This is a genomic window from Streptomyces sp. WMMC940, assembly GCF_027460265.1.
Taxonomy (GTDB): Bacteria; Actinomycetota; Actinomycetes; order Streptomycetales; family Streptomycetaceae; genus Streptomyces.
The window spans coordinates 4,591,134-4,613,170 of sequence record NZ_JAPZBC010000001.1 but is presented as its reverse complement, the minus strand read 5'-3'; the positions used below and the strand labels follow the sequence as shown (position 1 = coordinate 4,613,170).

Here is a 22,037-nt window from a genome sequence, read left to right as displayed (position 1 = left end):
CGGGCGCCGGGCCGGACGGGGCGACTGGCCGGCCGGGCCGGCTGCGGACCCGGGGCGGACTCACCGGCCGGCGGTGAACCCGGGGGCGGCGGCGTCAGGGGTGACGACCATCGGACGGGAGACCTGGGGCGGGGGAGATCTGCCCCCGGGAGACCCTCCGTCCGGGATCTGCGGCGCGGAGATCGGAGAGCGCAGTCGGAGAGCCGGCGGCCACACGGCCGGTACGGCGGCAGCCCGCGGCCGGGGAACGGGGAAGCGGCCCGGACGGAGAGCGGAAGCCCCGCGCCCGGTCGGTCCGCCACAGTCGGCCCGTCCCGGTCGGCGCACCGCAGTCAGCGCGCCGCGGAAGGGAGGAACGGCGGAACGGCACGAGAGGCAGGTGTGCCAGGAACCACAGGAGAGGAAACGCCTCTTCAGGAGTCGGGCGAGCGCAGCACCCGGAGGTGCCCCCGCCGCGCGACCTCCATCGGGTCGGACCTGCGGGCTCCCGGGCCCCCGCCCGCCTGGGCCGCGCGCTCCTGCGGGCGAGCCGCCTCCCTGACCGCGTTCGCCAGGGCTTCGAGATCGTCACCACTGGGCCTGGCCGGGCCGGAGGCGTCGGAGAGCCGGACGACCTCCCAGCCGCGCGGCGCGGTGAGCCGTTCGCTGTGCTCGGCGCACAGGTCGTAGCAGTGGGGCTCGGCGTAGGTGGCGAGGGGGCCGAGGACCGCGGTCGAATCGGCATAGACGTACGTCAGTGTCGCGACGGCAGGACGGCCGCACGCGGTGCGCGAACAGCGACGTACAGGGCTCACGACGTTGGACGGTACCGCACTCTTGAGCGGGCCGCGACGACTCTCCGCCACGTCACCCCACCGTGTCGTGCTGTGAGGTCCCGCACAGCCGCGTTCCGGCCGGCTGGACTGACCTGCGCGGGAGGAACGGCGGCCGATCCGGGACCCCATGCGATCCGGTCACCACTGCATATGAATCGCGTCATTCACGGCGAGTATGGCGATCGAAGAACGATGTCGAATCGAACCCAACCTTGGCTTGAATGTTCAATAGGCGACAAGCCCATGTGGCCCACCGAGGACGCCCCGGGCAGGCGGCGCCGGGGCGCCCGGGAGACGTCCGGCGGGGACCGTCGAAACCTTCACGCCTCCGGGTGGTACGCCGTCACCCCCGAGGGCGATGGCCCCCGGTTCGAGAGGGGCACGGCCCCGCTGCGGCAGGGTCCGGGAGAGCTACCCTGCGTCAGTGATGGACAGTCCCGTACCGCCCCGCCCCACCGAGCCCAGGCCGCGCCGCCGCGACCGTCACGGCCGGGGGATGCGCGGGCCCGTCGCCCCGCCGCAGGTGCCGCTCTCCGCCAGCCGGGCCGAGTCGTTCCGCGATCTCGTCCAGGACTCGGTGGAACGGCTGGAGCGGCGCTGGCCCCAGCTGGCCGAGGTGGATTTCCTGGTGCTGGACGTACCGGGGTCGCTGGACGAGAGCGTGCCGCTGGGCCGCTCGGTACCGGCGGGGAAGGGCAGCCCGGCGAGGATCGTGGTCTACCGGCGTCCCGTCGAGATCCGCACGAAGAACCGGGACGAACGGGCACTGCTGGTGCACGAGGTGGTGGTGGAGCAGGTGGCGGACCTGCTGGGCCTCGCGCCGGAGTCGGTCGACCCCCGCTACGGCCAGGACTAGGGCGAGCAGGTCCGGCCGAGGCAGCGGCCGCACTCACCCGCCCCGCCCGATACGACCCGTGGCGCGTCCGGTGCGCCGCTCCCCTCCCGCGGGCACGGTGCTCGGCTCCCGGCCCGGTGCGCGGCAACCGCGTCCGCCGCCCACCGGGCCCGGGTGGCCGGATTCCGTCAGTCGTCGAGGACGGAGAGGTCCTGCTCCGCCGCCGGGACCGCGACCAGACCGCGGTCGTCCGGCAGGGTCTGGACGGTGAACATCTGGATGCCGTCCTGCGGGAGCAGCAGCGTGCGGGCCGCGTGGACCGGCCCGCCGGACTGCGGCTCCACCGTCAGCGCGTACGAGCCCTTCAGCCCTGCCGGGACGGGCGGGCTGACCGCCAGCGTCGTACCGCCCTTGACCGTGTACGTCTTGACGGCTCGGGACCCGCCTTCGGTACCGGCCGAGGCCGTCACCCTGACCTGGGCGGTCGCACCGGGCGCGGCGAGGGAGAGCACCGAGCCCTCGGCCCGGTTGTCGGCGGCGGTGGCCCGCTCCGTGACCGGCGCGGTCGCCGGGATGTAGGCGATCTCCTGCTTGTCGCCCTTGCCCCGGGTGACCTGCAGGGCCGCGACCACACCCGTCGCCGGGGCGCCCTCGGCCGGTGACAGGAGGATCGAGCCCGCCTCGCCCTTGGTGACGTCCTTCATCTCGAGCGAGGCCGTCATCCCGGACTTCACCCGCAGGCTCTCCGCGCCGGCGGGGTTGAGCGTGCCGGTCGCGCCGGCGAGGCGCACCTTCAGTTCCGCGTCGTCGTCACCGGGCGCGAACGCGACCAGCCGCACGGAGGTCGCGTCCGCCGGGACACCCGGCAGCACCAGCGTGCCGGCCGGGTCGGCGGACGCCGGCAGCCAGTCGCTCCCGATCTCGTCCCCGGCGCCCCGCACCGCCGCGCCGACCCGGCCGGTGCGCGTCGTGACGTGCACGGTCACGTCATCGGCGGGATCGGTCGTCAGGGTGGAGAGCAGGACGGGGACGCTCGCCCCCGCGGGGACCTGGATGCCGTCGCTCAGCTGGGACTTGAGCGAGCCGTCCTTGCCGTAGAGCTCGATGTCGACGAGCGCGCCGGAGTCGTCGGGATTGGTGAGGTGGACGTAGTCCTGCCGGTCCTCGGCGAGACTCGCGCCCGGGAACCAGAGGTCCGTGTCGGGTGCGGTGCAGTGGACTCCGAGCACTCCGCGGCCACTGCCGGCGCTCACGACGGTCGTCTGCTGGGTGGTCCAGCCAGGGGCGAGACCGCCGGTGGCGGTGCCGACCAGCGCGGGGGCGGCGCTGCCGCTCGCCTTGGCGGCGACGGGTTTCCCGGGCTGCTTGAGCGTGACGACGGGCTTGTCGGACGGGGGCTTCTTCGCGCTTCCGTCGTTCTCCGCCCCGTCCGCCCCGTCCTCCTCGCCCGCCTCGTCCTTCTTCTCCCCGCCGGCCGGACCCCTCAACGTCGCGACGGAGGGTTTGAGTTCGGCCACCGCGCCCGAGGTGGCGGAGCCGCCGCCGCTGCCGGGCCCAGGGGTGAAGGACGTGTACACGGTCTCGGCGAGGTCCGACGTCGCCGGGGCCGGGCAGAGCAGGCTGGAGCGCTCCACCGGCAGCCGGGCCGGAGCCGTCGCCCCGGTCGCCGCCCCGCCGTCCGGCGCGGTGAGCGCGGCGAATCCGGTCACCGCCGCGAGGGACGTCACGGCCGCGAGGAGCGAGAGGGTCGTGCGATTCACTGGTTGCTGCTCCCGTCGGGACGCTGCTCGTTCTCGTGGCCGTAGGGGTCGTACGGGCCCGCTTCCGGGCCGGGGTCCGTGCCGTACGGGTCGTACTGCTGCGGGTCGTACTGCTGCGGGTCGTACTGCTGCGGGTCGTACTGCTGGGGGGCCTGGCCGCCGTACCGGGGGTCGTACTGCTGCGGCTCGTACGGCCCCGGCGGGTACTGCCCGGGCTCGTACTGCTGCCCCTGGGGGCCGTCGTACTGCTGGGTCTCCGGATACGCGTACCGCTGTCCCGGGGCGTCCTGGTACTGGCCCGGGTACGGATCGGCGTACCCGCCGTTCCCGTACGAGCCGTAGCCGGCGGCGGCCGGGGAGCCCTCGTCCGCGTAGGCCTGCTCGTCCCACTCGGCGCCGTACTGCGGCTGCCGGGGGACCGCCGCGTACGGTTCCGGGGCTCCGGCCTCGGGCTGCGGGCCCACCGCGGGATCCGGCTCCTCCTCGGCGGCGGCCGCCGCCTCGGCCTGCGCCGCGCGGAGCCTGCGGGCCCGGCGGCCCTCGCCCTCGACGGGCTGGGCCGGGATCGCGGCATCCTCCTCGGGCAGGTCGTCGTCGATCTCGCGGCGCCGGCCGGGCAGGGCCAGCACGACCAGGACGAGGGCGAGGGCGCCCTGTGTCCAGATCCAGGCGGTGTGGGTGATCGGGGTCGCATAGGCGAGATCGAGCCGTCCACCCTCGGCGGGCAGTTCGAAGCCCTGGGCCCAGCCGTCCACGGTGGTGCTCTCCAGCGGGCGGCCGTCGAGCGTGGCCTGCCAGCCGTCGTCGGCGCGGTCCGCGATGCGCAGTACCCGGCCTTCGGGGCCCTTGGGGACGTCCGTGTGGGCCTCGACCGGTCCGGAGGCCACCGGCAGCGGCTCCGCCCCGCCGCTGACGATGACCGCGCGGGCAACCTGGCTGTCCACCCGCCACAGCGCGCTGCCGTCGAGCTGGCTGAGCCGGGAGAGGCCGGGGGTGGCGTCGAGGACGCGGCTCATCTGGCGCGGCGCGCCGTCGCGGACCAGGACGTACCGGATGGCGAAGCCGCTGAGCTGGCTGGTCTGGTCGGCGCCGGAGCCGGCGACGAGGTTGGCGACGACCTTGTCGAGGCGCGGGTCGCTGCCGGCGGCCTCGCTGAGCTCGGCGTCGCCGAGGCGCCCGCCGGAGCCGCGGACCAGCGTGTACGACACCTTCGCCGGCGACGAGCCGCCGAGGACGAGCGTGCGGGGCTGGTCGCGGGTGCCGCTCTCCTCGGCGACGAAGGCGGGGACCTGCACCGGGTCTCGGCGCTCCAGCGGGCCCGCGGCTCCGCTGATCATCCAGTTGACCGCGGCGAACAGCGGGGCGGCCGCGGCCGCGAGGGCGACGAGCGCGGCCACGGGCTGGCGCCAGCCGAAGCTCTGGGCGGCGACGCGCCGGCGGGCGCCCTCCGCGCCGACGACCGCGGCGGCGATCAGGGCGATGCCGTAGACGAGGGTGGCGGGTCCGGCCCAGCCCGAGCCGTTGGCCAGGGCCGCGAAGACCAGCGCGGCGACCCCGACGGCCCAGGCGGTGCGGATCGCGAGCTGCCGCTCGGCGCGCAGCAGGGCGGCGAGAGCGGCGAGCACCACGCCGATGAGGAGCAGCCCGCCGACGGTTTTGGGACCGCCGGGGCTGATGCCGAGCAGGTCGAGCGGTGAGGCCGCGCCGGTGCCGAACTCCCGTCCCGCCTCGCGCAGGAAGCGGGACGGGTCGGTCAGCAGCGACAGCGACCAGGGAGCGAGCACCAGCAGCGGGGTACCGGCCACGACGAGGAAGCGCAGCCCGTAGGCGGTGATGTCACCTCGGCGCAGCACGAGGGCGGCCAGGCCGAGGACGAGGGCGAGCGGCCAGACGACCGGGGTGAAGGCCGTCGCGAACGTCAGCAGCAGCGCGTACGCCCAGGTGGCCCGCCAGCTGCCGCGCGCACCGTCGGTACGGGCCAGTCCGTAGGCCGCGACCCCGGCGCGGGCGATCAGCGGGAGCACGACGGCGAGGACGGCGGTGCCGAGCCGCCCGGTGGCGAGTGCGCCGGTGGCGGCGGGCAGGAACGCGTACGCGACGCTCGCCCAGGCCCGCAGCAGCCGGGACTCGATCAGCGGACGGGAGGCGAAGTACGCCGTGACGCCAGCGAGCGGAACCGAGCAGACGAGCAGCACGGTGAGCGCGAAGCCGGTGGAGCCGAGGAAGAGTCCGGAGAGGACGCTCAGGATCGCGAGGTACGGCGGTGCCGTCTGGGTCCCGCCGGTGCCGAGCGGGTGCCAGGCGTCGGCGTAGCGGCTCCACAGCTCGGACAGTTCGCCCGGCGCGGGCAGCAGGGCGCCGCCCGCGAGCGCGCCGCCGCCGAGAAGGCCGCGGCAGGCGACGAGGGAGACGACCAGCAGGAGCGCGAAGAGGACCGGCCCCGGCTTGCGGGCGATCTTCTTGAGCCGGGCGAACTGTTCGACCTCCAGGAAGTCGGCCTCGTCGCCGCCCGGACCGGACTCGACGGCGCCGTGCCGTGAGCCCCCGGAGTCGGAGTCGCGTCCGGCGCCGAGACTTCCGGCGACCTGTTCGAAGGTGGCTCGGACGGTGGCGCCCGGCGGCGGGAAGAGCGGTCGCAGTTCGCTCGCGTCGACGAGGGCTCTGCCGCGCCTGCGGCGGGCGGCGAGGATCCGCTCCGGGCGCAGCAGGGTGCCGAGGAGGCCCATGACCTCGTCGACCGCCTGGCCGGGCACCTTGCCGACCAGATGGGCGAGGGTGCGCAGCAGGGTGCCGAGGAGGAGGCGGAGCAGGACGAAGGGCAGCGACCTGCCGCGGGCGTTGACGAGCAGGGTGTAGACGGCTCCCGCCTTGTCGACGCGGTGCGGGCTGGCGACGGAGCGGCCCGCGCAGTCGACGGTGCGGCGCTCGCGGGCGGCGGCCTCGGCGTGCCGCAGCACGGCACCGGGGGCGACGTACACACTGTGGCCCGCGGCGTGGGCGCGCCAGCAGAAGTCCACGTCGTCGCGCATCAGGGGCAGCCGCCGGTCGAAGCCGCCGAGTCCCTCCCAGACGTCGCGGCGGACGAGCATGCCGGCGGAGGACACGGAGAGCACGGAGCGGACCTGGTCGTGCTGGCCCTGGTCCTGCTCCCGGCGGTCGAGCCCGGTCCAGCGGCGGCCGCTGTTGGCGATGGAGACGCCGGCCTCGAGGAGCTGCTTGCGGTCGTACCAACCGCGCAGCTTGGGGCCGATGACCGCGGCGTGTTCGTCGGAGTCGGCGACGCGGAGGAGTTCGGCGAGGGCGTCGGGGGCGGGTGCGCAGTCGTCGTGCAACAGCCAGAGCCACTGGACCGGTTCGCCGTGCGGCAGCTCCGGCATGTCGTACGCCTCGTCGCGCCAGGTCCTGGTCACCGGGTCCCAGCCGCTGGGACGCTTCAGATAGGGCAGGTCGTCCGGGGTGAGCACGGGTGCGAGACGGGCCGCCTCGTCGACGGCGGCACCGAAACCGGTGCGGCGGGCGAGGTGCAGGACCCGCTCGGCGCCCAGAGCCTCGGTGACCAGCCGTGCCGAATCGTCGGCGCTGCCGGTGTCGGCGGCGACGACGTTCTGTACGGGGCGCTCCTGACCGAGCAGCCCGGCGAGCGCGTCGGGCAGCCACCGGGCACCGTCGTGGGAGACGAGTACGGCGGTGACGACGTGCCGCGGAAACTCGGGCGGGGTGGCGGGAACCAGCCCCGCCGAGGTGGCGGGAACAAACTCCGCAGGGGTGGCGGACATTGAGGTACGGGCCCTCCGGCCGGTTCGCCCCCGGGAGGGGGGCGCTGGAGCGTCTGGGACGGGGCCCCACACTAACGGTCCGGCGGAGCGCCGTGGCGCGGGCTGTCCAGGCGGGGCCGGCGGCCGGGGCGGACCGCTCCCGGGCGGCCCGGCGTTCGGCGGGCCGGGGACGGGGGACCGGAGAGGTCGGACCGGGGACGGCGGGTGGGAACCGGATCGCGGCCGGAGCGGGGAGGTCGGCGAGCGGCCACCGGATCCCGCCCGGGGCGGGGACACCGGCGGGCGTACGAGGAGGCCCGCCGTCCGGCGGCGGAGCCGGGGGCGGCGGACCTTCTCGTACGCGATGCGCGGACGCGTCCGATGCGCGGACGCCTCCTGTGCGATGCACGGGCGCGCGGGCGAAACGGATACGCAGTGATGAGGATGCGCGGGACGTGCGGGTGGGGGCGGCGGAGGGCCGTGCGCAACGGGCGGGGTGCCTGGTGGGCCGTCGCGGGCGGGTGGTCGAGGTGGCGGCGGTCACGGGCGTCGCGACGGGAGCGGGTGCCGACCGGGCGTCGTGGGCCGTGACGGACGCCGGCGACGGGAGTGGTCGACGACCGGCCGGGAGGTGGGGCGGCGGGTCGGGCGGCGCCCCGACCGGACGGCCGGCGGCCTTCTCCGGAGCGCGGCCCTTCAGACCGTGGCCCCGCTTCAGACGCGGACCTGCTTCAGACCGTAGGCCGGCCTCAGACCGCGGCCTTCCTCAGCCCTTCAGACCGCGGCCTTCTTCAGTCGGCGGCGCTCACGCTCGGACAAGCCGCCCCAGATGCCGAACCGCTCGTCGTTGGCGAGGGCGTACTCGAGGCATTCGGAACGGACTTCACAGGCGAGACAGACCTTCTTGGCCTCGCGGGTGGATCCGCCCTTCTCGGGGAAGAAGGACTCGGGGTCGGTCTGGGCGCACAACGCGCGCTCCTGCCAGCCGAGTTCCTCGTCCGCGTCCTCGACCAGCAGTTGCTGGAACAGCTCGGTCATCTGCGCCCCTCGTCTGTCTTTGCGTCCCCGTGATCCGGCCGTGAGCCGTACCGATTTCGGCCGAACGACACGAGTGAAATTACAAGTGTGTGGATCCGGGCCAGTCAAGCCGAGATCTGCTATTGGGCCCCGTATTCACTCTGCGGAACCAAGCGTATGCGGAAAGTGTTCAAATCACCAAAAACCATGACACTTGCCACTGGCCTGACCGCACCCTCCCCCTTCCGCGCTGCAGCACCGGCGTTCACCGGCTCCACAAGGAAGGACGTCTCGCGCTTCGATCTTGTTGCGATCCAGCCACACAAGCGATCCGGATCACAGTCCGATCACAAGAGCGCAACGGCGTTTGAGAGCACAGTTGCAGCGCCATGTCTCCGGCCCCGTCGACGCACAAACCTTTCTCCGACCGGAGTAACCGGATGAGGTGAAACATTGCCGCCAAATCGGTCACTGAGTTGACATCCGGAGCCGTGGTCGTCACCTTGGATGGCATGCCAGCGACCACAGCGCCCTCCGCGACCCACGCGATCCGTGGGTTCCGCAGCGCTGTCCAGGCGCGCTGTTGCTGTTCCAGCTGTTGATGCCGTAGCGCTCCAGCTCTCTCCCCGGTCCGCCCGTTCCCGGCGGGCCTCGCGACACCCCAGCACTGACCTTCCGTTTCTGCCGAGGAACCACCGCACCCCATGAACAGCGACAGCGACCTCCAGATCGCCGGCGACATCCTCGAGGTCCCGCACCTCCTCCAGCCCGCCAAGGAGCACCCGTCCACCGTGGCCGAGTTCGCCGGACTCGCCCGGTCCATCGCCGAGGACCGCACCCGGTGGGCCCCGCTCGTCCGGTACGACGCCACGACACGGTGGTACCACCGGCTGCGCACCGGCCCCGGCTACGAGGTCTGGTTGCTGTCCTGGGTCCCGGGACAGGGCAGCGGGCTTCACGACCACGGTCCGTCCTCCGGCGTACTGACCGTTCTGGAGGGCGAGTTGACGGAGCGGACCGCGCGGGCCGATCGCGCCCTGGCCGCCGGCGCGCAGCGCGTCTTCGCCCCCGGATATGTGCACGAGGTGGTCAACGACTCGCTCGAGCCGGCCGTGAGCCTGCACGTCTACTTCCCGGGCCTGACCGAGATGCCGATGCACACGGCCCACTGCTCGCCGGCCGCCCGGCAGGACGCGGTCGTGGCCTGACCGCGGACCGCCCACCGCCCGGCCCGGCACACACCCGCACCCCGCACCCCGCACCCCGCACCCCGCAGCCTGCGTCCGGCCTCGGCCCGCGGACCGCGACTCATCCCGGGTGCCGGCGCCTGACACACTCTGAGCATGCGCATTGTGGTTCTGGCCGGTGGCATCGGCGGTGCTCGTTTTCTGCGTGGCCTCAAGGCGGCCGCCCCCGAAGCCGACATCACGGTCATCGGCAACACCGGTGACGACATCCATCTGTTCGGGCTGAAGGTCTGCCCGGACCTCGACACGGTGATGTACACGCTCGGCGGCGGCATCAACGAGGAGCAGGGCTGGGGACGTTCCGAGGAGACCTTCCAGGTCAAGAGCGAGCTCGCGGCGTACGGAGTGGGGCCCGAGTGGTTCGGGCTCGGTGACCGCGACTTCGCCACGCACATCGTGCGGACCCAGATGCTCGGTGCGGGCTATCCGCTGAGCGCCGTCACCGAGGCGCTGTGCACGCGGTGGCAGCCCGGGGTGCGGCTGCTGCCGATGTCCGACGACCGGGTCGAGACCCATGTCGCCGTCGATGTCGACGGCGAACGCCGGGCCGTCCACTTCCAGGAGTACTGGGTCAGGCTGCGGGCGTCCGTCGACGCGCAGGCCGTCGTGCCCGTCGGGGCAGAGCAGGCCAAGCCCGCACCCGGCGTGCTGGAGGCGATCGCCGAGGCCGACGTCATCCTCTTCCCGCCGTCGAACCCCGTCGTGAGCGTGGGGACGATCCTGGCGGTGCCGGGAATCCGTGAGGCGATCGCCGACGCGGGCGTTCCGGTCGTGGGGCTCTCCCCCATCGTCGGCGACGCCCCCGTGCGCGGCATGGCCGACAAGGTGCTGGCCGCGGTCGGCGTCGAGTCGACGGCCGCCGCCGTGGCGCGGCACTACGGGTCGGGGCTGCTGGACGGCTGGCTCGTGGACACGGTGGACGCGACCGCGGTGGCCGAGGTCGAGGAGGCCGGGATCCGCTGCCGGGCGGTGCCGCTGATGATGACCGACCTCGACGCCACGGCCGCGATGGCGCGCGAGGCGCTGGCGCTCGCCGAGGAGGTCCGCGGATGACCGCACCGTCCTACCGGGTGTGGGCGCTGCGGGGACTGCCCGAGGTTCGGCCCGGAGACGACGTCGCGAAACTGATCGCGGCCGGTGAGCCCGGACTGGTGGACGGCGACGTCCTGCTCGTCACCTCGAAGATCGTGAGCAAGGCGGAGGGCCGGATCGTCGAGGCCCGCGACCGTGAGGCGGCCATCGACGCGGAGACGGTACGGGTGGTGGCCCGCCGCGGTGCCCTGCGCATCGTCGAGAACCGGCAGGGGCTGGTGATGGCCGCGGCCGGGGTGGACGCCTCCAACACCGCCGCCGGGACCGTGCTGTTGCTGCCCGAGGACCCGGACGCCTCGGCCTCGCGCATCCGGGAAGGACTGCGGGAGGCGCTCGGCGTCGAAGTGGGCGTGGTGATCACGGACACCTTCGGCCGCCCGTGGCGGGCGGGGCTCACCGACGTCGCCGTCGGCGCGGCGGGCGTACGGGTCCTGGACGACCTGCGCGGCGGCACCGACGCGCACGGCAACCGGCTCGACGCGACCGTCGTCGCCACCGCCGACGAACTCGCCGCGGCCGGCGATCTGGTCAAGGGCAAGGCGGCCGGGCTGCCGGTGGCGGTGGTCCGAGGGCTCGGCCATGTCGTCGCGGACGGGACCGACGGCGCCCGCGCGCTGGTGCGCCCCGCGGCGGACGACATGTTCCGGCTCGGCACCTCCGAGGCGGTACGGGAGGCGGTGACCCAGCGCCGCACGGTGCGCGCCTTCACCGACGAGCCCGTGGATCCGGGCGCCGTCCGCCGCGCGGTCGCGGCCGCCGTGACCGCGCCGGCTCCGCACCACACGACGCCCTGGCGCTTCGTGCTCCTCGAGTCGGAGCCCGCACGGCTGCGCCTCCTCGACGCGATGCGCGACGTCTGGATCGCGGACCTGCGCCGCGACGGCAAGTCCGAGGAATCGATCGCGCAGCGCGTGCGGCGCGGCGACGTCCTGCGCAACGCGCCGTATCTGGCGGTGCCGTGCATGGTCGTGGACGGCTCGCACCACTACGGCGACGGGCGCCGCGATGCCGCGGAGCGCGAGATGTTCGTCGTCGCGACGGGCGCGGGCGTCCAGAACTTCCTGGTGGCGCTGGCCGGTGAGCGACTCGGGTCGGCGTGGGTGTCGTCCACGATGTTCTGCCGCGACGTCGTCCGGGAGGTGCTGGACCTGCCGTCCGACTGGGACCCGATGGGCGCGGTCGCGATCGGGCACGCGGCACAGGCGCCGAGGGATCGGCCGGCGCGGGACGCGGAGGCGTTCGTCGAGGTCCGGTGAGCGCGGGTCGGCGGGTGACGGGCGCGACGGCCGCGGCGCGCCTCTCCCCCAGCCGCTGTCCGTGGCCCTGGTCCCCCGGCAGCAGGTCGGTGAGCTCGGCACGTGCGCATGCCACCCGCTCCTCCCCCAGCACCTCGAGGAGGGAACGTCCTTCCGGTCACAGTCCGCCGATGTCCCAGCGCGGCATCTTCGGTGTGCGGCGGGGCGGGGTCCGGCCGCCGAGGAGGATGAAGCGGGCGGCACGGTGGCGCTGGCCGGCGTAGGGGGCGAGGAGTTCGAGCATCGCCGCGTCGTCCGCGTCGCGGTCTCCCGCGAGGGCGTAACCGACGATGCGCGGCAGGTGGAGGTCCCCGACGGTGATCGCGTCCGGTGCGCCGTTGCTGCGCTGGACGGTCTCGGCGGAGGTCCAGGGGCCGATGCCGGGGATCAGTTCCAGGCGTGCCATGGCCGCCTCGGGCTCCATCGCCGCGGCCTCCTCCATCCGGCGTGCGACACGGACCGCGCGCAGGATCGTGGACGCGCGCTTGTCGTCGACGCCCGCGCGGTGCCACTCCCAGGAAGGGATCATCGACCAGGTGCGGGCGTCCGGCATGACGTGCATCCGGTCGGAACACGGGCCGGGGGCGGGCTCGCCGTACCTGCGTACGAGGAGGCGCCAGGCGCGGTACGCCTCGTCCGTGGTGACCTTCTGCTCCAGGATCGACGGGATCAGGCTCTCCAGGACCAGTCCCGTGCGGGTGAGGCGCAGTCCCCGGCGGCGGCGGTGGCTGGCCGCGACCAGGCGGTGGCGCGGTTCGAACACGTCCGGGTCGTCCAGGTCCCCCAGCATCTGGGGCAGTTGATCGAGGAGCCACTCGGCTCCGGGACCCCACGCCTCGGCGTGCACCGCCGTGCCCTTCGCCGTTACCCGCAGCGTGCCCGGGCCGGCGGGCGTCCGGGCGGCGCGCCACACGGAGCCGTCGGGGGTCGTACGGAACGTCGGGTCGCCCGGGCCGCGCCGCAGCGGTCCCAGCACCAGTCCGAGGTCCAGTGGGCCCGGCGGGACGTATGTCCGCTCCCGGCCCCCGGCCGTCGCCGCCCCGGGCCGGGGCGCGGGTACGGCGACCTCGCCGCCGCGCACCGTGGTGCGGGTGACGGCGGGCCGGGGGGTGAAGCGTCCTGCCACGGAGGGGTGTCCTGGGTGCGGGGGTGTGCCGAGGTCTGACCCGAGCCTAGGCGGTCGGGGTGCGGCTTCGCAGCGGGACCCCGCGACCGCCCACGGGACCACGGTCCGGCGCGGCGGACCCGTGGTCCGCCGGTCCGGCGCGGGTCCGTCGGGCCGGACACGTTGCAGGTTGCAGCCGCACCGGCGACGACACCCACCCTCCCGGAGCACCGGCACGAGACCGACGAAGCCGCCGCTCCGAAACGGGCCACCGGCAACAGCGCGGCACAACCGCACCGGCGCGGCGGACGGGCGGCGTGCTGCCGCACCGGCGCCGGGTCACCGGGCCGGCGCGCGGCTACTGGTCCGGGGAGAAGCGGATCGCGCCCGCCGGGATCGCTGCGTCGCACCAGACCCGGATGCCGTCACGCAGCTCGTTGTCGGATCCGATGACCGCTCCGTCCCCGACGACCGCGTCCGTGAGCACCGTGCGGGCGCCCACGCGCGCGCCCGCGCCGACGAGCGAGTCGGTGACCACCGCGCCGGCCTCGACCACCGCGCCGTCCAGGACCGTGCTGCCGCTGATCCTGGCGCCCTCGCCGACGGTGGCGCCCTCGCCGACGACGGTTCCTCCGGTCAGCTTGGCGTCGGCGGCGACCGTCGCGGTCGGCAGGACGAGGCGGTCCCCGCAGCGGCCCGGCACCGCCGGTGACGGGGCGCGGCCGAGGACGAGGTCGGCGGAGCCGCGGACGAACGCCTGCGGGGTGCCGAGGTCCAGCCAGTACGTGGAGTCGACCATGCCCTGGAGGTGGGCCCCGGAGCTCAGCAGCTCGGGGAAGGTCTCGCGCTCGACGGACACCGGCCGGCCCGCCGGGATGCCGTCGATGACGGAGCGCCGGAAGACGTACGCGCCCGCGTTGATCTGGTCGGTGACGATCTCCTCCGGGGTCTGCGGCTTCTCCAGGAACGCCGTGACCCTGCCCGTGGCGTCCGTGGGCACCAGGCCGAAGGCGCGGGGGTCCTCGACCCGGGTCAGATGCAGCGACACATCGGCTCCCGAGGACCGGTGGGTGTCGACGAGGGCCCGGATGTCCAGTCCCGTGAGGATGTCCCCGTTGAAGATGAGCACCGGGTCGTCCGGCCCCGACCTCAGTCGGGAGGCGACGTTCCGGATCGCCCCGCCCGTGCCCAGCGGTTCCACCTCGGTGACGTACTCCAGATGCAGACCGAGCGACGAACCGTCCCCGAAGTACGGCTCGAAGACCTCCGCCAGATACGACGTGGCCAGCACGATGTGCTCGACGCCCGCGGCGCGCGCCCGCGCCAGCTGGTGCGTGAGGAACGGCACCCCCGCCGCCGGGAGCATGGGCTTCGGCGTGTTCACGGTGAGCGGGCGGAGTCGTGTGCCTTTGCCGCCGACCAGGAGGATCGCTTCTTGGGCCTGGGTCAATGCCTTCTCTGCTTCCTTCTGGGGCCGGGCGATTCGCGCGTATGACCGGCCAGTGTATGCAGCCTGTGCGTACGTACGTATGCGGCACCGCCGGGCCGATCGGTCCGGCGGATGCGCCGGATGACGGCGGGTGGTTCCTCAGCGGCCCTGGAGTCTGGCCGCGACCGCGCGGGCCGTGCCGAGTTGGCCGTAGAGGCGGGCGCCCGGGCAGTCGGTGGCGAATCCGTCCCGGTGCCCGGAGATGACGTGGAGCCTGGCCTTCGTGCCCTTCGCGTATCTGTTGCCGCCACCCGACGTCAGATATGTCGTGGCCTTCGGGTTGGCCCCGAAGAGCCCGAGCTTCCATGCGGTGAGTTTGGCGATGGCGTCCACCGCGGCCTTGGTCGGAGGGGTCGAACTGTACGTCCCGAGCACGGCGATGCCCATGCTGTTCGTGTTAAAACCACGTGTATGTGCGCCGAGAACCGGTTTGGCCACGCCTCCCGCCCTGCCTTCGTAGATGTTTCCGCACTTGTCGACGGCGAAGTTGTAGCCGATGTCGCGCCAGCCACTGCTCTCCACGTGGTAGCGGTAGATACTGCGGAGGACGGAGCCGGACTGCCGGCAGGTGAACCGGTTGCCCGTGGCGGTGTGGTGGACGAAGGCGGCCTGGACCGTCTTCGTGTAGACGAACTGCTTCTCGCGCAGGGCCTCGTCGGCACCCCAGCCCCTGCGCGTGACGATGCCGGGCCGGGGTCCGATGTACGGCTTGGCGACCCCGTACGCCGAGGCCTCCGCCTCCGTCTCCGCCTTGCTCAGCGGGAGGATCGCGTCGGAGCCGAGAGGCGCGAGGTCCGCGTTGACGGCGGAGGCGGCCGCCGACTCGGGCGTGAGCGACGCGGTGAGGGCCGGATCGCCCGTGGCTCCCGGCAGTTCCTCGTACACGCCTTCGCCGGGCACGGGGATCTCCGGCCTCTCCGGGAAGGGGGCGAGCGGCGCCGGGTTCTCCTGGCTGCCCGGCTGCGGGATCTCCGGACTCCCGGGCGGCGGGCTCTCCGGACTGCCCGGCGGCGGGCTCTCCGGTTCCTCACCCGGGTCGACGAGTTCCAGCCGCAGGCCCCCGGGCAGGGGCGGCGTGGCGGCGCGGGTCGCACCCCGGGCGGGCTCGGGCCGGACCCGGACCGCCACCGCGTCCGAGTCGCCGACCCACAGGGGGGCGGTCGCCCCGCGCACCGTACCCCCGGCCCGCTCCTCGGAGCCGGGGTCCGGGGCGTGTTCGAAGTCGTGGGTCTCCACGTCCTGCCATTCCGACCACGCGCCCGAGCCGGTGGCGCGGGTACGGACCTGGACCGAGCCGTGGAGCTCGCTGTCCGGGTCCTCCCACACGACACCGACGAGGGAGAACGGCCGGGTCTCGCGCTGCGGCAGACCTTGGACGACCGCCCCGCCGGCCGCGCGTTCGTAGCCGGGCAGGGGCACCAGGGGCAACGACTGCGTCGAGCCCGGGAGATCCGGCACGCGCGGCGCGGCGGAGGCCACGGGGGTGAGTGCGGGAAGAACGAGGGCGGCGGTGCAGGCGACTCCGATGGAGGATGCAAGGTAGGCACGCATGGCTCGATCCTCGGGCGGCGGCCGGGGATCCGCCCACCGGGAAACCGGCGCGCCGTCGGCCCGTCCGGGGGAGCTCCTCACCGGGACGGCGGCACGGGCGCGGCGGGCGCGGCGTACCCTTGCGCGGGTGAACGCCAGCGACCGCACCCCGGCCGACCTGCTGCGATCCGCGCTCGCCGCGGACCCCGCACGCCCGTTGGTCACCTTCTACGACGATGCCACCGGTGAGCGCGTGGAATTGTCCGTCGCCACCTTCGCCAATTGGGTGGCCAAGACATCGAACCTCCTCCAGGACGGCCTGTCCGCCGAACCGGGCGACCGGCTCGCCCTGCTGCTGCCCGCGCACTGGCAGACGGCGGTGTGGCTGCTCTCCTGCTCCTCGGTGGGAGTCGTCGCGGACGTCGGGGGCGACCCGGCGGCCGCGGACCTGGTCGTGAGCGGCCCGGACACCCTCGACGCCGCCCGCGCCTGCTCCGGTGAGCGGATCGCGCTGGCGCTGCGGCCGCTCGGCGGCCGGTTCCCGCAGGCGCCCGAGGGTTTCGCCGACTACGCGGTGGAGGTCCCCGGCCAGGGCGACCGCTTCACCCCTTACGTACCGGTCGACGCGGACGCTCCCGCGCTCGCCGTCGGAGGGGTGGAGTTCACCGGGGCGCAGCTCGTCGAGCGCGCCCGTGCGGACGCCGCCGAGCTGGGCCTGGCGCCCGGGTCGAGACTGCTGTCGGGCCACGGGTACGCGAGCTGGGAGGGGCTGTCCGCCGGGCTGTACGCACCTCTCGCGTCCGGCGGCTCGGTCGTGCTCTGCCGGAACCTGGACCGGCTGCCGGCGCAGGACCTGGAGAAGCGGATGGGGAGCGAGCGGGTGACGGGCACGGCGGTCTGATCCGCCGGCGCGGCACGGCACCGCCGGCGGACCCGGGCCCCGGTCGCCCCGGCCCATGCCGCCCGCACCCGCCCGCCTGGCACGGCCCTGACCAGCGACTTCATACGGCGAGCGCCGCGGAGTTCACCCGTTCGGCCCAGTGGGCACCGGGCCCGCAGGCCGCGGCGGCAGGTCCGGTGGATCATCGGCGGTGGGTACTGCGACAGACCACCGCGAGGACGGACGCCACGTGACCGACAGCGCCGGCACGCCCGCCGAACCGGACGACACCGCGGAGCACGCCGCCGGTGACGGCTACGGTGCGGGCGGCGGACGGCGCCGGGGCGGGAAGGGGCGGCGGCGCCGGAGCATGCGATGGGTCGCGCTGGGCGTCTCGCTCCTCGTACTGCTGGTCTCCGGCGTCGGCTGGTGGCTGTACCGCAAGCTGGAGGGCAACATCACCACGGACCTGACCGCCGTGGAGGAACTGGAGCGCTACGACAGGGAGCGCCCGCTGCCCGCACCGCACGGCGCGCAGAACATCCTGCTGATCGGCTCCGACAGCCGCGCCGGCACCGAGAACGGCAAGTACGGCCGCGACAAGGGCGTGCAGCGCTCGGACACCACGATCCTGCTGCACGTCGCGGGCGACCGCCGGAGCGTGACCGCGGTGTCCGTGCCCCGCGACCTCCTGGTCGACATCCCGAGCTGCCGTACCGCCGAGGGCACCCGCAGCCGGGCGCAGTACGCCCAGTTCAACTCGGCCTTCGCCATCGGCGGCGCGGCCTGCACGATCCGCACCGTCGAACGGCTCACCGGAGTCCGGATCGACCACCACATGGTCGTCGACTTCCACGGCTTCAAGAGCATGGTCGACGCCGTGGGCGGGGTGACGGTCTGCCTGCCGGCGCCCATCGACGACGCGGACGCGCATCTGAGGCTGAAGGCCGGCAAGCACACCCTGAACGGCGAGCAGGCCCTCGGCTACGTCCGCGCCCGCAAGTCCCTCGGGGACGGCAGCGACACCGAACGCATGGACCGGCAGCAGCAGTTCCTCGGCGCGCTCTTCAACAAGGTCCAGAGCAACGGGGTCCTGCTGAACCCGGCCCGCCTCTACCCCGTGCTCGACGCGGCGACCAGGTCGCTCACCACCGATCCGGGCCTGGACTCCCTGAAGGACCTGTTCGATCTGGCCCGCTCCCTGCGCGGCGTACCGACGGAGCGCGTGCAGTTCCTCACCGTGCCTCGCCGGTCCTACCCGCACGACCCCAACCGCGATGTCCTCGCGCAGCCGGCGGCGAGCCGGCTCTTCGAGCGGCTGCGCAAGGACGCCCCGGTGCGTGTGGTGCCCAAGGAGACGACGGCGAGCACCGCGGGGGACACGGAACGTGACAGTGGGACGGGGTCGCAGAACCCGTCGGCGACACCCACGTTCTCCGGCACCAACGCGACATCGGCCGGGTGCGAGTAAAGCCCTGCCCAAAGAGTCACCGGCAGTCCATGAAGATTGGGCGGATTGCCCGGTTGTAAGGGGCGTGGAATTTGTCACGGACGTCGCCCACCGCTGAACTGGGCGGATAGTGTGACGCGATCCGGTACATCCGGCCGGCCAGGCCGCGGTCACACACAACCGGACCGACGAATCGAGCGTCTCCCGGGGGGAGGGACGCCGCGCGTGGCACCGACGGAGGACTCAAACAACCGTGGATGCGCAGAGCCGTGGGCAGGCGGACGAGATCGACCCCGCCGACCAGTGGGTACTGAACCCGCAGACGGGCAATTACGAGCTGCGACTGGACCGTTCCGCTCCGAAGCCGCCCCCCTCCCGCTCCGCCGGCGCCGCCTCCAGAACTGCCGGCCGCCGCGGCCCTTCCGGTGCCGCTCCCACGACAGCCGAGGTTCCGGGGCAGCGCACGCGGCGCTCGGCGCGTGGCGGAAACCCGCCGGGCGGGGACGGAGGGCGCGGCGCCCAGCAGACCGCCGCGGGGCGCCGGAAGCGCAGGCCGAAGAAGAGCCGGAAGAAGAAGGCGATGCTGTGGACGGGCGGCGTGATGGCCTGCGTCCTCGTCGCCGGCTCGGCCTTCGCCTTCTACCTGTACGAACGGCTCAACGGGAACCTCAACACGGTGGACGTCGGTGACGCCGGCTCCAAGGGCATCGCCAAGGACGGTCCCGTCAACATCCTTCTCCTCGGCACCGACAAGCGCACCGGCGCGGGAAACGAGGGGTACGGCGACAAGGGCAGCACCGGCCACGCCGACACCACGTTCCTCTTCCACGTTTCCGAGGACCGCACCAACGCGACCGCGCTGAGCATCCCGCGCGACCTGATCACGGACATCCCGGACTGCCCCACGAAGCAGCCCGACGGCTCGACCAAGATAATCAAGGGCTCCCAGGGCGTCCGCTTCAACGAGAGCTTCGGCGTCGGGGGCCGCGACCCGGGCTGCACGATGCGCACGGTCAAGCAGATCACCGGCGTGCCGGTCGACCACTTCATGATGGCCGACTTCAACGCGGTGAAGACGCTCTCGACCGCCGTCGGCGGTGTGGAGGTCTGCCTGGTCAAGCCCATCAAGGACAAGGAGTCCAAGCTGGATCTCCCGGCCGGCAAGCAGAAGGTCGCGGGCGAGGACGCCCTCGCCTTCGTCCGCAACCGGCACGGCCTCGGCAACGAGAGCGACCTCGACCGCATCAAGCAGCAGCAGCAGTTCGTGGCGTCGATGATCCGGCAGATGAAGGAGGACACGCTCGGCAACCCGAAGAAGATGTTCGCGGTCGCTGAGGCCGCGACCCAGGCCCTCACCGTCGACAGCGCGATCGGGGACATCCCCAAACTGACGGCCATGGCCCAGGAGCTCGGCAAGATTGACGTCAAGCACATCAGCTTCGCGACCGTGCCGGTGGTCGACAACACCGACGGCGCCACCGTCCTCCTCGACGAGGTCAAGGCGCCGCAGGTGTTCAGCATGCTCCAGAACGACATCTCCTTCACCGAGGTCAAGAGGAAGGAGTCGGCGGCCAAGAGCAAGCAGGCCGCCCTGCTCAAGGGCCCGCGGGCCGACGCCTCCCAGGTCAGGGTCGACGTCTACAACGGCAGCGACACCCCGGGTGCGGCGCAGAGGACGCTCAACTGGCTCCAGGTCGAGAAGGGCGTGCTCAAGTCCACCAACAAGAGCAACGCCCCGGAGAAGACGGCCAAGACGACACTGGAGTACGCGCCGAACCAGGCAGACCAGGCCCGCAAGCTCGCGGACCTCATGGGTCTGCCGGCCACGGCGCTCAAGCCCGGCACGGAGGACGCCGAGGGCACGGAGGCGATGGTCCTCACGCTCGGTGCCGATTTCAAGGGCGCGGGGGTGCCCATCACCGCACCGGCGAAGCCGCCGGTGGACAAGGTCGAAGCAGACAAGCAGGTGTGCGCCCAGTGATCCCGGATCACCGGGTCACGCGGCGCGCCTGACGACACAGGGGGGTCCAGGGGTGGGACGGAGCAGCGTGCAAGGGGAGGACACGCGGGAGCGTGTCCGGCACGCCGGAGAACCGGGCCGGTCCGGCGGCAGCGGCGCGGGGGAGCGCGGCGGCTCCGCCGGCCCGGACGACGGCGGGGAAGGATCCTCACCGGCAGCGGCGGCGGACGGCAGCGGCGGCGGACGGGTCCGGCCGCGCGGCAACCCGCGCGGCCCGGGAAGACGGGGCAGACGCCGGACCCTCCGCTGGGTCGCCTCCGTGCTGTCGCTGCTGATACTCGGGACGGCGGGAGCCGGATACCTCTACTACGAGCATCTGAACGCCAACATCAAGACGGACCACCTGAACCTCGGCAAGAACGGGATGGCCGACCACAAGGCGAACGCCGCCGGCCAGACACCGCTGAACATCCTGCTGATCGGCTCGGACGCGCGCGACTCGGAGGCGAACAAGGCCCTCGGCGGCGCCCGGGACACCTTCGACGGACCCCCGCTGGCGGACGTGCAGATGCTCGTCCACCTGTCCGCCGACCGCAGCAACATGTCGGTGATCAGCATGCCGCGCGACACCGTGCTGAAGATCCCGGAGTGCACGGACCGCGACGGCAAGGTCTTCGAGGCGACCGGCTGGACCCTCACCAACGAGTCCCTCCAGCGCGGCGGGCCCGGCTGCACGGTGGCCACCTGGTACAAGCTGACCGGCATCACCATCGACCACTTCATGCAGGTCGACTTCGCCGGGGTCGTCGCCATGGCCGACGCGATCGGCGGCGTACCCGTCTGCGTCACGGACAACGTCCACTCCCGCAACAGCGCGGGGCAGGGCTCCGGTCTCAAACTCAAGGCGGGCACGACCTCCGTCAAGGGCGAGCAGGCGCTGCAGTGGCTGCGTACCCGCTACGGCTTCAAGGACGGTACCGACCTGGCCCGTACGGAAGCCCAGCACATGTACATGAACTCGATGGTCCGCGAGCTGCGCAAGAGCACCAAGCTCACCGACCCCGCCAAGCTGCGGAACCTGGCCGAGGCGGCCACGTCCGCGCTCACGGTCGACGCGGGGCTGGACACGGTGGCGAAGCTGTACGACCTCGCCGAGGAGTTCCAGCAGGTCCCGACCGAGCGCATCACCATGACGACGATGCCGAACTTCTACACCCAGCGGTCCTATTTCGCCGGCAAGGTCGAACCGCTGCAGCCGGACGCGGAGCAGGTGTTCCGCATGGTGCGCGAGGACATCCCGCTCGACGGGAAGGGGTCCAAGCGCAAGGCGCCGGCCGCTACGAAGGACCCCGCAGCGGCACCGGGCGAGATCGGCGTGAGCGTGCAGAACGGCACGTACACCGATGAGTTGGGGTCCGCGAGGGGGCGCGCGACGGAGATCGCGGGCGTGCTGACCGGCAAGGGCTTCACCAGGACGACGGCGGACAAGCAGACCAACCCGCAGGAACGGACCGTGGTGTTCTACCCCAGCGTGGAGCTCGCGGGCGACGCGCAGGCGGTGGCCAAGGCCGTCGGACTGCCCGTCTCCGCGGTGAAGAGGTCCACCGACGTGTCGGGAGTGACGCTGGTGGTGGGCGCGGACTGGCGGGAGGGCGCCGCCTACCCGAAGTCCGCCGCCGAGGACGACGGCAAGGCCCCCTCGTCGGCGAAGCCGCTCAGTGCCGGCGACACCAAGGCCTGCATGCCCGTGCAGCCCGGGTTCACCTGGTAGTCCGCGACGGCCGCCCGTCCCGCGGGACTCCGCCCC

General features: G+C 73.3%; 15 protein-coding genes. 8 read left to right on the top strand and 7 right to left on the bottom strand.

Annotated elements, in window-relative coordinates; all coding sequences use genetic code 11:
- Positions 1 to 413: 413 nt before the first annotated feature.
- Positions 414 to 845, bottom strand: coding sequence for a DUF3499 domain-containing protein (locus tag O7595_RS20310; protein WP_269730077.1), 432 nt, complete (start codon positions 843 to 845; stop codon positions 414 to 416).
- A gap of 397 nt (positions 846 to 1,242) precedes the next feature.
- Between O7595_RS20310 and O7595_RS20305 the strand changes: the two genes are divergently transcribed.
- Complete coding sequence (locus O7595_RS20305) at positions 1,243 to 1,671, top strand: metallopeptidase family protein (protein WP_269732556.1); 429 nt, start codon at positions 1,243 to 1,245, stop codon at positions 1,669 to 1,671.
- A 167-nt stretch (positions 1,672 to 1,838) separates the two neighbouring features.
- Here the strand turns inward: O7595_RS20305 and O7595_RS20300 are convergent, their stop codons facing one another.
- From O7595_RS20300 to O7595_RS20290, 3 genes are all read right to left on the bottom strand, one after another.
- Positions 1,839 to 3,410 carry a DUF5719 family protein gene (locus O7595_RS20300; RefSeq protein WP_269730076.1) on the bottom strand — a complete coding sequence of 524 codons (1,572 nt, stop codon included), beginning with the start codon at positions 3,408 to 3,410 and terminating at the stop codon, positions 1,839 to 1,841.
- The gene (locus O7595_RS20295; RefSeq protein WP_269730075.1) at positions 3,407 to 7,186 is read right to left on the bottom strand and encodes a glycosyltransferase; all 3,780 of its coding nucleotides are present in this window, start codon (positions 7,184 to 7,186) and stop codon (positions 3,407 to 3,409) included. The genes O7595_RS20300 and O7595_RS20295 overlap by 4 nt, the downstream gene beginning before the upstream one ends.
- A gap of 753 nt (positions 7,187 to 7,939) precedes the next feature.
- The gene (locus O7595_RS20290; RefSeq protein ID WP_017945871.1) at positions 7,940 to 8,203 is read right to left on the bottom strand and encodes a WhiB family transcriptional regulator; all 264 of its coding nucleotides are present in this window, start codon (positions 8,201 to 8,203) and stop codon (positions 7,940 to 7,942) included.
- 683 nt (positions 8,204 to 8,886) lie between these two features.
- On the opposite strand from O7595_RS20290, the gene O7595_RS20285 reads away from it, so the two are divergent.
- From O7595_RS20285 to O7595_RS20275, 3 genes are all read left to right on the top strand, one after another.
- Positions 8,887 to 9,390: a cysteine dioxygenase gene (locus O7595_RS20285; RefSeq protein ID WP_269730074.1), complete on the top strand. Its 504-nt coding sequence runs from the start codon at positions 8,887 to 8,889 to the stop codon at positions 9,388 to 9,390.
- A gap of 135 nt (positions 9,391 to 9,525) precedes the next feature.
- Positions 9,526 to 10,482 (top strand): 2-phospho-L-lactate transferase, encoded by a 957-nt coding sequence (gene cofD / locus O7595_RS20280; RefSeq protein WP_269730073.1) that lies wholly within the window; start codon positions 9,526 to 9,528, stop codon positions 10,480 to 10,482.
- The gene (locus tag O7595_RS20275; protein ID WP_269730072.1) at positions 10,479 to 11,777 is read left to right on the top strand and encodes a coenzyme F420-0:L-glutamate ligase; all 1,299 of its coding nucleotides are present in this window, start codon (positions 10,479 to 10,481) and stop codon (positions 11,775 to 11,777) included. The genes cofD and O7595_RS20275 overlap by 4 nt, the downstream gene beginning before the upstream one ends.
- A 157-nt stretch (positions 11,778 to 11,934) precedes the next feature.
- Here O7595_RS20275 and O7595_RS20270 read toward each other — a convergent pair whose 3' ends face one another.
- The 3 genes from O7595_RS20270 to O7595_RS20260 all read right to left on the bottom strand — a co-directional run bounded on the left by O7595_RS20270 (position 11,935) and on the right by O7595_RS20260 (position 15,961).
- On the bottom strand, positions 11,935 to 12,942 hold the full coding sequence (locus tag O7595_RS20270) for a DNA-3-methyladenine glycosylase family protein (RefSeq protein WP_269730071.1): 1,008 nt from the start codon (positions 12,940 to 12,942) through the stop codon (positions 11,935 to 11,937).
- A gap of 337 nt (positions 12,943 to 13,279) precedes the next feature.
- Complete coding sequence (locus O7595_RS20265) at positions 13,280 to 14,371, bottom strand: NDP-sugar synthase (protein WP_269730070.1); 1,092 nt, start codon at positions 14,369 to 14,371, stop codon at positions 13,280 to 13,282.
- Positions 14,372 to 14,509: 138 nt separating this feature from the next.
- On the bottom strand, positions 14,510 to 15,961 hold the full coding sequence (locus O7595_RS20260) for a peptidoglycan recognition protein family protein (RefSeq protein WP_269730069.1): 1,452 nt from the start codon (positions 15,959 to 15,961) through the stop codon (positions 14,510 to 14,512).
- A 127-nt stretch (positions 15,962 to 16,088) separates the two neighbouring features.
- Between O7595_RS20260 and O7595_RS20255 the strand changes: the two genes are divergently transcribed.
- The 4 genes from O7595_RS20255 to O7595_RS20240 all read left to right on the top strand — a co-directional run bounded on the left by O7595_RS20255 (position 16,089) and on the right by O7595_RS20240 (position 22,001).
- Positions 16,089 to 16,841, top strand: coding sequence for a TIGR03089 family protein (locus O7595_RS20255; RefSeq protein ID WP_269730068.1), 753 nt, complete (start codon positions 16,089 to 16,091; stop codon positions 16,839 to 16,841).
- A gap of 190 nt (positions 16,842 to 17,031) precedes the next feature.
- On the top strand, positions 17,032 to 18,291 hold the full coding sequence (locus tag O7595_RS20250; RefSeq protein ID WP_269730067.1) for an LCP family protein: 1,260 nt from the start codon (positions 17,032 to 17,034) through the stop codon (positions 18,289 to 18,291).
- A 232-nt stretch (positions 18,292 to 18,523) separates the two neighbouring features.
- Positions 18,524 to 20,251, top strand: coding sequence for an LCP family protein (locus tag O7595_RS20245; RefSeq protein ID WP_269730066.1), 1,728 nt, complete (start codon positions 18,524 to 18,526; stop codon positions 20,249 to 20,251).
- A gap of 67 nt (positions 20,252 to 20,318) precedes the next feature.
- On the top strand, positions 20,319 to 22,001 hold the full coding sequence (locus tag O7595_RS20240; RefSeq protein WP_269730065.1) for an LCP family protein: 1,683 nt from the start codon (positions 20,319 to 20,321) through the stop codon (positions 21,999 to 22,001).
- The last annotated feature ends 36 nt before the right edge of the window (positions 22,002 to 22,037 follow it).